This is a genomic window from Variovorax sp. PvP013, from assembly GCF_050435945.1.
GTDB lineage: Bacteria > Pseudomonadota > Gammaproteobacteria > Burkholderiales > Burkholderiaceae_C > Variovorax.
Map to the genome: position 1 here is coordinate 478,136 of NZ_JBNDLF010000002.1, position 12,312 is coordinate 490,447.

The 12,312-nt window shown below is 73.4% G+C and carries 13 protein-coding genes; 9 read left to right on the plus strand and 4 right to left on the minus strand.

The genetic code is table 11. The features are described from left to right. Position 1 precedes the first annotated feature (1 nt). Together ABID77_RS10020 and ABID77_RS10025 are read right to left on the minus strand one after the other, a co-directional pair. The gene (locus tag ABID77_RS10020) at positions 2 to 1,093 is read right to left on the minus strand and encodes a Ku protein (RefSeq protein WP_429594542.1); all 1,092 of its coding nucleotides are present in this window, start codon (positions 1,091 to 1,093) and stop codon (positions 2 to 4) included. Positions 1,094 to 1,173: 80 nt separating this feature from the next. Next, positions 1,174 to 2,202 carry a succinylglutamate desuccinylase gene (locus tag ABID77_RS10025; RefSeq protein ID WP_429594545.1) on the minus strand — a complete coding sequence of 343 codons (1,029 nt, stop codon included), beginning with the start codon at positions 2,200 to 2,202 and terminating at the stop codon, positions 1,174 to 1,176. Between the two features lie 106 nt (positions 2,203 to 2,308). On the opposite strand from ABID77_RS10025, the gene ABID77_RS10030 reads away from it, so the two are divergent. Next, positions 2,309 to 2,686: a hypothetical protein gene (locus ABID77_RS10030; protein ID WP_429594548.1), complete on the plus strand. Its 378-nt coding sequence runs from the start codon at positions 2,309 to 2,311 to the stop codon at positions 2,684 to 2,686. Here the strand turns inward: ABID77_RS10030 and rpe are convergent. Then, positions 2,676 to 3,407 (minus strand): ribulose-phosphate 3-epimerase, encoded by a 732-nt coding sequence (gene rpe, locus ABID77_RS10035; RefSeq protein WP_429594551.1) that lies wholly within the window; start codon positions 3,405 to 3,407, stop codon positions 2,676 to 2,678. The two genes, ABID77_RS10030 and rpe, sit on opposite strands and share 11 nt — an antisense overlap. A 62-nt stretch (positions 3,408 to 3,469) precedes the next feature. Here rpe and apaG point away from each other — a divergent pair, with 62 nt between their 5' ends. The 4 genes from apaG to ABID77_RS10055 are packed head-to-tail and all read left to right on the plus strand — an operon-like array spanning position 3,470 to position 8,427. After that, positions 3,470 to 3,871 carry a Co2+/Mg2+ efflux protein ApaG gene (apaG, locus tag ABID77_RS10040; RefSeq protein ID WP_429594795.1) on the plus strand — a complete coding sequence of 134 codons (402 nt, stop codon included), beginning with the start codon at positions 3,470 to 3,472 and terminating at the stop codon, positions 3,869 to 3,871. A 52-nt stretch (positions 3,872 to 3,923) separates the two neighbouring features. Next, complete coding sequence (locus ABID77_RS10045) at positions 3,924 to 5,951, plus strand: site-specific recombinase (protein ID WP_429594554.1); 2,028 nt, start codon at positions 3,924 to 3,926, stop codon at positions 5,949 to 5,951. Continuing rightward, positions 5,948 to 7,246, plus strand: coding sequence for a cation:proton antiporter (locus ABID77_RS10050; protein ID WP_429594557.1), 1,299 nt, complete (start codon positions 5,948 to 5,950; stop codon positions 7,244 to 7,246). The genes ABID77_RS10045 and ABID77_RS10050 overlap by 4 nt, the downstream gene beginning before the upstream one ends. Continuing rightward, complete coding sequence (locus ABID77_RS10055; protein ID WP_429594560.1) at positions 7,243 to 8,427, plus strand: YbdK family carboxylate-amine ligase; 1,185 nt, start codon at positions 7,243 to 7,245, stop codon at positions 8,425 to 8,427. The genes ABID77_RS10050 and ABID77_RS10055 overlap by 4 nt, the downstream gene beginning before the upstream one ends. 16 nt (positions 8,428 to 8,443) lie before the next feature. On the opposite strand, the gene ABID77_RS10060 is transcribed toward ABID77_RS10055, so the two are convergent. Then, entirely contained in the window at positions 8,444 to 9,430 is a 987-nt protein-coding gene (locus ABID77_RS10060; protein WP_429594563.1) for a GlxA family transcriptional regulator, read from the minus strand. A 107-nt stretch (positions 9,431 to 9,537) separates the two neighbouring features. Between ABID77_RS10060 and ABID77_RS10065 the strand changes: the two genes are divergently transcribed. The 4 genes from ABID77_RS10065 to ABID77_RS10080 are packed head-to-tail and all read left to right on the plus strand — an operon-like array spanning position 9,538 to position 12,297. Then, on the plus strand, positions 9,538 to 10,164 hold the full coding sequence (locus ABID77_RS10065) for an isochorismatase family protein (RefSeq protein ID WP_429594566.1): 627 nt from the start codon (positions 9,538 to 9,540) through the stop codon (positions 10,162 to 10,164). 27 nt (positions 10,165 to 10,191) lie between these two features. Further along, positions 10,192 to 11,160: a thiamine-phosphate kinase gene (gene thiL / locus ABID77_RS10070; RefSeq protein ID WP_429594569.1), complete on the plus strand. Its 969-nt coding sequence runs from the start codon at positions 10,192 to 10,194 to the stop codon at positions 11,158 to 11,160. 24 nt (positions 11,161 to 11,184) lie between these two features. Then, positions 11,185 to 11,712, plus strand: coding sequence for a phosphatidylglycerophosphatase A family protein (locus tag ABID77_RS10075; protein ID WP_429594572.1), 528 nt, complete (start codon positions 11,185 to 11,187; stop codon positions 11,710 to 11,712). A gap of 45 nt (positions 11,713 to 11,757) precedes the next feature. Next, a complete protein-coding gene (locus ABID77_RS10080) occupies positions 11,758 to 12,297 on the plus strand; it encodes a CinA family protein (protein ID WP_429594574.1) in 540 nt (179 codons plus the stop codon). Positions 12,298 to 12,312: the final 15 nt, after the last annotated feature.

Consider the following 12,312-nt stretch of genomic DNA (forward strand, 5'->3'; position numbering starts at 1 on the left):
CTCAGGCGGCGCGGCGCGTCGGCGTCTTGGCCGGCGCGGCGCTCCGGCGCGCGGCGGCGCCCGTGGACCGAGCCGGCGCCTTCGCCTCGACAGCTTTCGTGGCTTTCGTGGTCCTCGGGGTCTTGGCGGTTCCGGTGGCCTCGCCGGCCTTCGCGGCGCGGGACGGCTTCGACGTCGCGCCGTCGCCGCGCGCCTTCGCACCGGGCGCCTTCGCCGCCTTTCCTCCACCAGCGCCCTTGCGCAGGCTGCGCTGCAGCAGTTCGGTCAGGTCGAGGATGCGGGCCTCGCTGCGCTTCGGATCGGGCGCGTCCTCGAGCGCCGTCGTGTCCGAGGTCTTGCCGCTGGCGACCTTGTGGTCGACCAGCTTCATGATCGCGTCCTTGAACGAGTCGCGCCAGGCGTGCGGGTCCCAGTCGCCGCTCATGTCCTCGACCAGCTGGACGGCCATCTTCAGCTCGCGCTCGCTCAGGCCGGCGGCCTCGGCACCGTCGGCGGGCAGCGGCAGGTCCTGCCAGGACCGGATGTCGGCGCCCCAACGCAGCAGGTTGAGCACCAGGCCCGGGCCGCTGGGCACCAGCACCGCCAGGTGCTGCTTGGTCTGGATCACCACCCGCGCCACGCCGACGCGGCCGGCGGCGCGCAACGCCTCGCGCAGCAGGGCGTAGACCTTGGCCGCCTTGCCCACCGGCGCGACGTAGTAGGGCCGCTCCAGGTAGATGAAGGGGATGCCGTCGGCCGGCACGAAGGATTCGATCTCGATGGTCTGCGTGGTGGTCGGATAGGCGGCGGCGATCTCGTCGTCGCCGAGCACCACGTAACGGCCGCTCTCGTACGCGATGCCCTTGACGATCTGCTCGCGCGGGATCTCGCGACCGGTCTTCTTGTTGATGCGCTTGTAGCCCACCGGGTCGAGCGTGCGCTTGTCGAGCCAGTCGAAGTCGATCGCGTGCTCGGAGGTGGCCGGGTAGAGCGCGATCGGGATGTGCACCAAGCCGAAGCTGATGGCGCCCTTCCACAGCGCGCGCGGCGCATGCGTCGTGGCGGACGGAGACGCCGAAGCGGCGGAGGACGAGGAACGCGGAGCACGGGCCATGGACGGTTCTCCCGGGACAGGACCCGTCAACCTAGTCCCGCGCCCGCCGCCGCCCTGTAGGAACCGGGCGGGTCCGGGCTTCAGGCGCCTTCAGGCATGTCCGCGCGCGCGCCCAGGTCGCGGTCGCTGGCCACCGCGAAATAGAACCACTCGGTGCCCACGCCGGCCCGGGCGTTGGGGAAGACGATGACACCGTCGCGCTCGGCGCGCAGTTCGGTGCCGTCGGCGCGCACGGCGACGAGTTCGCCGGCGGTCACGGGGTCGAAGGTCGCCCACTCGCGCACGAAGCGGTCGCCCTCGTGGTGGCGGTCCGTCACGCTCACCAGCCGCAGCAGCGTCGGCGCGGGCGGCGGCGCGGCGGCCATGGCGGCGGCGAGGTCGGCCGGCACGTCGATCAGGCCGAGCAGGCGCAGCGCGGCGTGGATGGCCTGGTAGGCGACCTCCGGCGCGGCCGGATCGCGGTGCTGGCCGCATTCGAGCGTGACGCCGTAGCCGCCGCGGCTGCGCATGTACTCGTTGGTGCCCCAGCCGAAGGCCAGCGCGGCGTCGCTCGGCGCGGCGCCGCCGGCGCGCTCGGCCAGGCTGGCGGCGTAGATGTCGAGCCAGCCCTCCACCACGCGCGGCGTGCCCAGGTGCAGCGCGAGCCGGCCCTCCTCGCGGGCGCGGGCGAAGGGTTCGAGCACGCCGGCGTTGTCGCGCGGGCCGATCATCGCGAAGGCCTCGCCCGCGCTCTGGAAGGAGTGCAGGTCGAGCAGCGCGTCGTGGCGGTCGAGCAGCGGGCACAGCAGGTTGGTCAGGCGCGCCTCGTGGTCGGCCGGCGCGGCGCTCGGGCGGAACGAGCGGTTGAGGTTGCGCTCGCCCTCGCGCCGGCCGAGCGCGCGGGCCAGCGGGTTGGCCACCGGCACCAGCGTGAGCCGGCCGCGCGCCAGGCGCAGGGCGCCGCCGTCGAGTTCGGCCAGCACGCGCTCGATGCCGACGGTGCCGCAGGTCTCGTCGCCGTGCACGCCGCCCAGCACGATCAGGCGCGGACCGGGTTCGGTGCTCTCGAAGGCGTGGACGCGCAGGGTGCCGGCGCGGGCGGGATCGGTGGCTGGGAGGGGGAGCTTCATGATCGGATCATCCTACCTACAGTCGCCGGCCCGGCGGTCCTACCGACACGCCGCGGCGGTGGACCGACAACGAGGACCAGGACATCGCCACACGGAGAGAACGACCATGAACCAGTCCACCGACAAGCCCGCATCCCGGCCCGAATCCCCGCCCCGTTCCGACGCCGGCGCCGACGGCGCCGACACCGATCCGCGCGAGAACGCCGCCGCGAGCAATTCCGACACGCCCGCCACGCCCGGTGCCGACAAGCTCGCCCAGGGCAACACGCGCGCCAGCCAGAACGGCGAGTCGCTGCCCCGCAACCCGAACGAGCGCGACCAGACGGCGGGCGGCGCGGGCACCCAGGAGCGGCGCGACGACCGGACCAAGGACGATCCGGTGGGTATCGGCAAGCGCGCCCACGACGACGCCGCCGGCGACACGCAGGACACCAGCCTGGCGCCGGTGACCGACAAGGTCTACAACGAGAAGGTCAAGCCGTGACGGTCTGATCCTGCCGCGACGCGCCCGCCACGGCGGCGAGGTTGCCGCGCATGGTGTCGATGACGCCGCGATAGTCCCGGGTACCGAAGATGGCGCTGCCGGCGACGAAAGTGTCGGCGCCGGCGGCGGCCACGCGTGCGATGTTGTCGGCCTTGATGCCGCCATCGACCTCCAGCCGGATGTCGCGGCCCGAGGCCTCGATCCGACGCCGCGCCTGCTCGATCTTGCGCAGCGCCGAGTCGATGAAGCTCTGGCCGCCGAAGCCCGGGTTCACGCTCATGATCAGAATCAGGTCGATCTCGTCGATGGCCCAGTCGAGCGCTTCCAGACCGCTGCCGGGATTGAAGACCAGCCCCGGCTTGCAGCCCGCCGCGCGGATCGCCTGGATGCTGCGGTGCACGTGCGGCGAGGCGTCCGGGTGGAAGCTGATGTAGTCGGCGCCGGCCTGCGCGAAGGCGGCGGCCAGGGCATCGACCGGCTGGATCATCAGGTGCACATCGATCGGCACCGGCGTGCCGTCGGGGCGCTTGGCGTGCGGGCGCAGCGCCTGGCAGACCATCGGTCCGAAGCTCAGGTTGGGGACGTAGTGGTTGTCCATCACGTCGAAGTGGATCCAGTCGGCGCCGGCGGCGATGACGTCGCCGACTTCGGCGCCCAGGCGCGCGAAATCGGCCGAGAGGATGGAGGGGGCGATGAGGAAGGGGGCGCGGGGGGTGCTCATGACCGGAATTGTCGCAGCGCCTCCCGGCATTCATAAGAAAGGCTCCAGTTACCATGCAGGCCATGTCCCAGAACCCACTGAGCGTGACGGTCGAACCGCGCTACCTCGCCGATCAGTCGGCCCCGGACGACCACGTCTACACCTTCTCCTACACCATCACCGTGACCCACGTCGGCAAGGTGCCGGCGCAACTGATCGCGCGCCACTGGGTCATCCACGACGCCTCGGGCCACCGGCAGGAGGTCAAGGGACTGGGCGTGGTCGGCCAGCAGCCATTGATGTCGCCGGGCGAGTCGTTCCGCTACACCAGCGGCTGCCGCCTGCGCGCGGCGAGCGGCACGATGCACGGCAGCTTCCTGGTGATCGACGAACTCGGCGAGCGCTTCGAGGTGCCGGTGCCGCTGTTCGTGCTGGAGGCCCAGGACGAGGCCGGCGAGCCGCCCGTGCCGCGCGTGCTCCACTAGCCTCGCCGCCTCCCCGCTCCCCCGCTTCTTCCCTCTCTCTTTCTCCCCTCCCATGGCCGCCGTGCGCGATCTGTCGACCCTGCTCGCCCGCCTCGACCCCGAGGCGGACCTAGCCGCGCGCCACGTCTGGCTGATCCGGATGTTCGACTGGGTGCGCGGCGACCGCGCCTCGCCGCAGGCGGCGGCCGGCCGCGCGATGCTGCTGGTCGACGCCATCGAGGCGCGCGCCGACCTGCGCGCGAAGGCGCGCGCGTGGTGGGCGGTGTTCACGCGCACGGTCGACCTCACGGCGCTGCTGGCCGACCACGGCTTCGCGCCGCGCACCGCCTTCCTGAGCGAACTGGGCGAGCGGCTGCGCCGCAAGGTCCTGCCCGGCACGCCCGAGACCACCGACGCCTCCGACCTGTTCCGCATGGTGCTGCCGGGCAATTTCGACGCCCGCTGGATCGCGCTGCTCGACGAGGACGCGCTCTCGCGCATCGGACGCCTGCTGGCGCTGCCGGACGCGACGGCGCCGACAGGCACCGACGGCCCCGCTCCCTATTGGCGCCTGACGGTCATGGACGCCGTCACCTACTGCGCCAGCCAGGTGGTGGCCGCCGGCTTCTCGCCCGAGCTGCGGCTGCGCATGGGACCGGTCGCGCCCGCCGGGCCGGACGGCGCGCCGCAGGCCTCGCGCGCCCTGGCCTTCCGCACGCTGATGAGCACCCTGGACGACCTGCGCGAGGAGGTGCTGCGCACGCCGCGCGACCCCGCCGCCTTGCAGGCCGCCTTCGTCGTCTTCCGCGACCGGCTCGACGACTGCCGGCTCGCGACCGCCTCGGTCTACGCGCACCTGGAGGACAACGGCATCTCGGTGGGCCTGGTGTTCCGCCTGCGTCAGCTGCGCGAGCGCGTGCTGCGCATCCGCGAGCTGCTCGACTGCGTGCTCGCGCCGGCCCCGGCGCCGAGCGTGGCGCGGCTGATCGGCCGCCTGGTGATCGCGGGCGGCGAGCGCAGCTCGGTCCGCGGGCTGATCGCCACCAATTCCTCGCTGCTCGCGGCCAAGGTCACCGAGCGCAGCGCCGAGGCCGGCGAGCACTACATCACCCGCGACCGCCCGGCCTACCTGCGCATGCTGCGCCAGGCCGCCGGCGGCGGCGCGCTGACCGCCGTCACGGTGCTGATGAAGTTCGCCATCGTGGCGGTCGGGCTGTCGGCCTTCTGGGGCGGCTTCTGGGCCGGCGCGATGTACGCGGCGAGCTTCGTGACGATCCAGCTGCTGCACCTCACGCTGGCCACCAAGCAGCCGGCCATGACGGCCCCGGCCATGGCCGCGCGGCTGCACCGGCTCAAGGAGCAAGGCGGCGTCGAGGCCTTCGTCGACGAGGTCACGCACCTGGTGCGCTCGCAGGTGGCGGCGGTGCTGGGCAACCTCGGCCTGGTGGTGCCGGCGATGCTGGGCGTGGCCGTGCTGGCCCGCACGGTGCTCGACCATCCGGTGCTCGACGAGGCCCACGCCCTGGCGGTGCTGAAGTCGCTCTCCCTGGCCGGCCCGACCGCCCTCTACGCCGCCTTCACCGGCGTGCTGCTGTTCGCCGCCAGCATCGTGGCGGGCTGGACCGAGAACGCCTTCGTGCTGCACCGGCTGGATTCGGCCCTGCGCCACAACCCGCGCATCGTCGCCGTGCTGGGCCCGAAGCGGGCGCGGCGCTGGTCCGGCTTCATGCGCACCCACGTCTCCGGCTTCGCCGCCAACGTTTCGCTGGGCTTCATGCTGGGGCTGGCGCCGGCGTTCGCGGCCTTCTTCGGCATCGCCCTGGAGGTGCGCCACGTCACGCTGTCGGCCGGGCAGATCGCCGCGGCGGCGGGCTCGCTCGGCCCGGACGCGCTGCACCTGCCGGCGCTGTGGTGGGCGGTGGCGGCGATTCCGGTGACCGCCACCCTCAACGTCAGCGTGAGCTTCTACTTCGCCTTCCGGCTGGCGCTGCGCGCGCACAGCGTCAGCCGCGCCGACCGGGTGCTCATCCGCGCGGCCATCCTCGCGCGCTGGCGCCGCCGCGCCACCAGCTTCTTCCTGCCCGTGGGGGCCGGCCGATGAACCCGTCCTCTCTCCTCCCCGCCGACCTGCTGGGCTTCTGGGCCGAGTGGCTGCGGCCCTCGGCCGGCCTGCCGACCGTGCTGTGGGCGCTGCTGCTGGCCGCCGCCGCCGCCGCCGGCCACCTGGTGCAGCGCTACCTGGGCCTGCCCAAGGTGGTGGGCTACTCGATGGTCGGCACCACGGTCGGCCTGGCCGGCTTCGAGGGCGCGGTCTGGCCGCTGCAGGGCATCCCGCTGTTCCTGCTGGAGCTGGGCGTGGCGATCGTGCTGTTCGAGGCCGGCGGGCGGCTGCCGCTGCGCTGGTTCCGCCACAACCCGCAGGTGCTGCTGCAGAGCCTGCTCGAATCGGCGCTGACCTACTTCGGCGTCTTCTGGACCCTGCACGCGATGGGCGTGCCCGACCCGGTGGCCAACCCGGTGGCGCTGATGGCCATCGTCGCCTCGCCGGCGGTGCTCAGCCGCGTGGTCATGGACACGCGCGCCTCCGGCCCCATGACCGAGCGCGCCATGACGCTCGCCACGCTCAACACCTTCTACGCGCTGGCGCTGGGCTACGCGCAGGCCGGCCTGCTCGAGCGCGGCCCCGAGGGCCTGCTCGGCAGGCTGCACCCGGTGCTGGTGGTGCTGGGCCTGTCCTTCGTGGTCGGGGCGCTGATGGCGCTGGCGTTGCGCTCGGCGCTGCGGGTGATGAGCCCGACGAGCGAGAACACCTCGATCCTGCTGCTGGCGATCATCGGCGCCGGCGCGGCGGTGGCGGCCCACGTCGGCGGCGCAGCGGCGCTGGCGGCGCTCATCGGCGGCATCCTGCTCAAGCAGCTCAACCCCAAGCCGTGGGCCTGGCAGCGCCAGCTGGGCACGGCGGCGTCGCTGCTGACGATGCTGATGTTCGTGCTGGTGTCGATCGTGGCGGCGCAGGGCGACTGGAGCGTGCCGGTCGCCGGCGTCGTCATGGCGCTCATCGGCGTGCGCGCGCTGGCCAAGATCGCCGGCGTGGCCATCGCCAACCCGGGCAGCGGCGCGAGCTGGAAGCAGGCCTTCTGGGTCGGCTGCGCGATGTCGCCGCTGTCCTCGATCGCGCTGCTGATCGCTTCCAACTTCTCCGCCGCCTCGCCCCTGCTGGGCGCCCTGATCACGCAGATCGCGCTGCCCACGATCCTGGTGATGGAGATGCTCGGCGCGGTGCTGGCGACGGTGGCCATCCACGCCTGCGGCGAGAGCTCGCGCCCCTGGCGGCCCGAGGCCTTCGTGACGTTCGCGGCCGACGACGACAACGACGACCGGGAGACCCGACGATGAGCACGCAGCCCCTGGACTCGCCCCAGGCCCGCCCCCTGCCGGCGCGCGAGGACCGCGCCGTCGCCCTGGAGCCCTTCAACGACTCGCGCGCGCTGTCGCTGGGCGTGGAGCTGGAGCTGCAGCTGGTCAACACGCACGACTACGACCTCGCCCCCTATGCCGAGGACATGCTGCGCCTGATGGCCGAGACGCCGCTGCCCGGCAGCGTGGTGCCGGAGATGACCTCCAGCATGATCGAGATCTCGACCGACGTCTGCCACTCGGCGCAGGACGTGATCGAGCAGCTGACCCCCATCCGCGACGCCCTGGTCCGGAGCGCCGACCGGCTCAACATCGCCGTGCTCGGCGGCGGCACGCACGCCTTCCAGCAGTGGCACGAGCAGCGCATCTACGACAAGCCGCGCTTCCGCCAGCTCTCCGAGCTCTACGGCTACCTCTCCAAGCAGTTCACCATCTTCGGCCAGCACGTGCACATCGGCTGCCCCGACGCCGACGCGGCGCTCCTGATGCTGCACCGCATGAGCCGCTACATCCCGCACTTCATCGCGCTGTCGGCCTCCAGCCCCTACGTGCAGGGGCAGGACACGCAGTTCGACTCGGCGCGGCTCAATTCGGTGTTCGCCTTCCCGCTGTCGGGCCGTGCGCCCTTCACGCTCAGCTGGGACGAGTTCGGCAACTACTTCGAGCGCATGACCCGCACCGGTGTGGTCCGCAGCATGAAGGACTTCTACTGGGACATCCGGCCCAAGCCGGAGTTCGGCACCATCGAGATCCGCGTCTTCGACACGCCGCTGTCGGTCGAGCGCGCCGCCGCGCTGGCCGGCTACGTGCAGTCGCTGGGGGCCTGGTTCCTGCAGGAGCAGCCCTTCGTGCCGACCGAGGACGACTACCTGGTCTACACCTACAACCGCTTCCAGGCCTGCCGCTTCGGCCTCGACGCGGTCTACGTCGACCCGGCCACCGGCGACCACATGCCGTTGCGCGACCACATCCTGATGACCATGACCGAACTCGAATGGCACAGCGAGGCGCTGAACGCCACGCGCGCCATCGCCGGCCTGCGCACCGACGTCGAGCGCGGCCACAACGACGCGCGCTGGCTGCGCGAGCGCCAGGCGCGCGAGAAGATGCTGCCGGAGGTGGTGCGCCAGGCGGCGCTGCGCTTCCGCGGCCCGACCTGAACCGGGCCGCGCCGGCTCACGGCGCGACGCCGCCCTGCGAGAACTGCCGCCGGTAGGCCGTGGGCGAAACCCGGAACGCGGCGACGAAGTGCCGGCGCAGCGACACCGCCGAGCCGAAGCCGGCATCGGCGGCCACCTGCTCGACCGACCGGCCGGTGGTCTCCAGCAGGCGCTGCGCCAGCGCCAGGCGCTGGTTCTGCAGCCACTGCCCGACGGTCGTGCCGGTGGATTCCCGGAAGCGCCGCGTGAAAGTGCGCCGGCTCATCAGCACGCGCCGGGCCAGGTCGTCGAGCGCGTGCGGGCAATGCAGCTCGCCGCCCAGCCACGCCAGCAGCGGCGCGAGGCGGTCGCGCCCGGCGGCCTCGGGCATCGGCTGGCGGATGTACTGTGCCTGCCCGCCCTGCCGGTGCGGCGCGACGACCATGCGCCGCGCGGCGCGGTTGGCGGCCTCGGCGCCGTGGCGCACGCGCAGCAGGTGCAGGCAGCAGTCGATGCCCGCGGCCGTGCCGGCGGAGGTCAGGACGTCGCCGTCGTCGACGTAGAGCACCTCGGGCCGCAGGTCGACGCGCGGATGGCGCCGCGCGAACGCCTCGGCCAGCTTCCAGTGCGTGGTGGCCGGCCGGCCGTCGAGCAGGCCGGCCTCGGCCAGCACGAAGGCGCCCAGGCACAGCCCGACCACGGTGGCGCCGCGGCGATGCGCCGCGCGCAGCGCGCCGACGAGCGCCTCCGGCGCCGCCCGGCCGTCGGCGTGCCAGGACGGCACCACCACGATGCGCGCGCGGCGGACCGCCGCCAGCCCGTGCGGGACGCCGATCGTGAAGCCCGCGTCGGTGCGCAGCGTGCCGGGTGCGTCGGCGCACACGCGCAGGTCGAAGCGTGGCGCGCCGGCCTCGTCGCGCTCCTCGCCGAACACCATGCAGGGCACGGACAGGTGGAACGGGCTGATGCCGTCGAAGGCGACGACGGCGACGGTCTCGACGGTTCGGTGGGCGGTCCTGCGCATGGCCCGATCCTATCGATGGATGGCCACCGGGCCACTTTCGGCCGGCGCGGCGGCGGCGAAGAATCGGGCTTCCGGCATCCGCCCCAACCTTCCAAGGACCCCTTCCAATGAGCTCCCCCGCACCGCGCCGCGCCCTCGTCGTCATCGACGTGCAGAACGAGTACTTCGCCGATGGCGGCCTGCCGATCGCCCATCCGCCGGTGGAGACCTCGCTGCCCAACATCGCCCGGGCGATGGACGCCGCCCGGGCGGCCGGCACGCCGGTGGTCGTGGTGCGCCACCACGCGGCGCCGGGCGCGCCGGTGTTCCAGGCCGACGCGCCGTCCGGCCGGCTGCACCCGGAGGTCGCGCGGCGGCCGCACGACCTGCTCGTCACCAAGTCGCTGCCCAGCGTCTTCGCCGGCACCGGCCTCGCCGACTGGATCGAGCGCCACGGCATCGACACGCTCTGCGTGGCCGGCTACATGACCCACAACTGCGGCGCCTCCACCGTCTTCGAGGCGATGCACCGCGGGCTGGCCGTGGAATTCCTGTCGGACGCCACCGGCGCGCTGCCCTACGCCAACGCGGCCGGCCGGGCCAGCGCCGAGGAGATCCAGCGCGTCTTCAGCGTCGTCTTCCACAGCAACTTCGCCGCCGTCGTCGCCACCGGGGAATGGATCGCGGCCTTGCGCGAGGGCCGTGCGCTGGAGAAGGACAACGTCGTCCTGTCGAGCCGCCGCGCGCGCGGCTGAGCCGGCACCGCTTATGCTCGATCCCCCATGGGGGAATTCGACCTGATCACGCGCCATTTCAAGCGCCCCGCCACGCGCTCGCCCCTGGGCGTGGGCGACGACTGCGCCCTGCTGGCGCCGGCGCCGGGCATGCAGCTGGCGGTGTCGTCGGACATGCTGGTCGAGGGGCGGCACTTCCTCTCCACCGTCGATCCGGCGCGGCTCGGCCACAAGGCATTGGCGGTGAACCTGAGCGACCTGGCCGCCTGCGGCGCGAAGCCGCTGGCCTTCACCCTGGCGCTGGCGCTGCCGGCGGTCGACGAGCCCTGGCTCGAAGGCTTCTCGCGCGGCCTCTTCGCCCTGGCCGGAGCGCACGGCTGCGAACTCGTGGGCGGCGACACCACGCGCGGCCCGCTCAATGTCTGCATCACCGTCTTCGGCGAGGTGCCGCCCGGCGCGGCGCTGCTGCGCTCGGGCGCGCGCGCGGGCGACGACGTCTGGGTCAGCGGCACGCTGGGGGACGCCCGGCTGGCGCTGGAGGTGTTCCGCGGCACGCTGACCCTGCCGGCCGCCGCCTTCGAACTCGCGCGGCGGCGCATGGAGACGCCCGTGCCGCGCGTCGCGCTGGGCCTGGCGCTGCGCGGCATCGCCACGGCGGCGCTCGACGTCAGCGACGGGCTGGTCGGCGACCTGCGCCACATCCTGGAAGCCAGCGGCGTCGGCGCGACGCTCGACGCCGACGCCGCCGCGGCACGAGTGGCGCTGGGCACGCCGGACGCGGACGCCGGCCTGGACATCGACACCCTGCGCCTGTGCGCGCTCTCCGGCGGCGACGACTACGAGCTGGCGTTCACCGCCCCGGCCACCGCCCGCGCCGCCGTCGAGGCCGCCGGCCGCGCCGCCGGCACGCCGGTCGCGCGCATCGGCCGCATCGACGCCGAACCCGGCCTGCGCATCGTCGACGCCGCCGGCGCGCCGGTCGCGCAGCGGTTCGCGTCCTTCGACCACTTCGCTTAGAAAAGCCCTGTGCATCCATTTGCCATGTCGCCCGTCGCCCCTCCCACCTTCGCCTTCATGCGCTCGCATCCGGCGCACTGGATCGCCTTGGGCTTCGGCTCGGGGCTGGCGCGGCGCGCGCCGGGGACCATCGGCACGCTGTGGGGCTGGGTCGCGTTCCTGGTGATGCAGAGCTTCGGCTGGTCGGACGCGACGCTCGGCGGGGTGATCCTGGCGTCGCTGCCGGTGGGCTGGTGGGCCTGCACCGTGACGGCGCGCCACATGGGCGTGGCCGATCCCGGCAGCATCGTCTGGGACGAGATCGTCGCCTTCTGGATCGTGCTGTGGCTGATCGCGCCGGCGGGCCTGTGGGGCCAGGTCGTCGCCTTCGCTCTGTTCCGCTACTTCGATGCCGCCAAGCCCGGTCCGGTGGGCTGGGCCGACGCATTGTTCAAGCCCGACCCGACCGGCCGGGCGCGCTGGCAGGCGGCGGGTTTCGGCATCCTGTTCGACGACCTGGTGGCCGCCTTCTGCACGCTGTTCGTCATCGCGCTGTGGCGCGCCTTCGCCTGACCGGCGCCTTTCCTCTCCATGCCCATCACCTCGACGGAGCCCGCGATGAACGACGGCATCCCGCACGACCCGCAAGACGCCATCGACGACAGCGACGACGTCTCCGCGCTGACCGCGCGCCTGGCCGCCCTGCTGCAGCGCGACGGCCGCCTGCTGGCCACCGCCGAGAGCTGCACCGGCGGCCTGATCGCCGGCGCCTGCACCGACCTGGCCGGCTCCAGCGCCTGGTTCGAGCGCGGCTTCGTCACCTACTCCAATGCCGCCAAGCACGACCTGCTGGGCGTCGACGCGGCGCTGATCGACGCGCACGGCGCCGTCAGCGAGCCGGTGGCGCGGGCCATGGCCGCCGGCGCCGTCGCGCGGTCGCTAGCCCGGGTGGCGGTGGCCGTGACCGGCGTCGCCGGCCCCACGGGCGGCTCGGCCGACAAGCCGGTCGGCACGGTGTGGTTCGGCTGGGCGCTCGATGGCGACGTGCGCACCGAGCGCCGCCGCTTCGAGGGCGACCGCGCCGCCGTGCGTCGCGCTACCGTGCGCCACGCGCTGCGCACGCTGGTGCTGCGGCTCGAAGCGCCCGGGAGCGCCTGAGCCGCCCGGGCGCCG

What these genes read in the sequence shown, in the direction of transcription:
- ABID77_RS10020 (WP_429594542.1), bottom strand. Translation starts at nt 1,093, where the DNA reads ATGGCCCGTGCTCCGCGTTCCTCGTCCTCCGCCGCTTCGGCGTCTCCG.
- ABID77_RS10025 (WP_429594545.1), bottom strand. Translation starts at nt 2,202, where the DNA reads ATGAAGCTCCCCCTCCCAGCCACCGATCCCGCCCGCGCCGGCACCCTG.
- ABID77_RS10030 (WP_429594548.1), top strand. Translation starts at nt 2,309, where the DNA reads ATGAACCAGTCCACCGACAAGCCCGCATCCCGGCCCGAATCCCCGCCC.
- rpe (WP_429594551.1), bottom strand. Translation starts at nt 3,407, where the DNA reads ATGAGCACCCCCCGCGCCCCCTTCCTCATCGCCCCCTCCATCCTCTCG.
- apaG (WP_429594795.1), top strand. Translation starts at nt 3,470, where the DNA reads ATGTCCCAGAACCCACTGAGCGTGACGGTCGAACCGCGCTACCTCGCC.
- ABID77_RS10045 (WP_429594554.1), top strand. Translation starts at nt 3,924, where the DNA reads ATGGCCGCCGTGCGCGATCTGTCGACCCTGCTCGCCCGCCTCGACCCC.
- ABID77_RS10050 (WP_429594557.1), top strand. Translation starts at nt 5,948, where the DNA reads ATGAACCCGTCCTCTCTCCTCCCCGCCGACCTGCTGGGCTTCTGGGCC.
- ABID77_RS10055 (WP_429594560.1), top strand. Translation starts at nt 7,243, where the DNA reads ATGAGCACGCAGCCCCTGGACTCGCCCCAGGCCCGCCCCCTGCCGGCG.
- ABID77_RS10060 (WP_429594563.1), bottom strand. Translation starts at nt 9,430, where the DNA reads ATGCGCAGGACCGCCCACCGAACCGTCGAGACCGTCGCCGTCGTCGCC.
- ABID77_RS10065 (WP_429594566.1), top strand. Translation starts at nt 9,538, where the DNA reads ATGAGCTCCCCCGCACCGCGCCGCGCCCTCGTCGTCATCGACGTGCAG.
- thiL (WP_429594569.1), top strand. Translation starts at nt 10,192, where the DNA reads ATGGGGGAATTCGACCTGATCACGCGCCATTTCAAGCGCCCCGCCACG.
- ABID77_RS10075 (WP_429594572.1), top strand. Translation starts at nt 11,185, where the DNA reads ATGTCGCCCGTCGCCCCTCCCACCTTCGCCTTCATGCGCTCGCATCCG.
- ABID77_RS10080 (WP_429594574.1), top strand. Translation starts at nt 11,758, where the DNA reads ATGAACGACGGCATCCCGCACGACCCGCAAGACGCCATCGACGACAGC.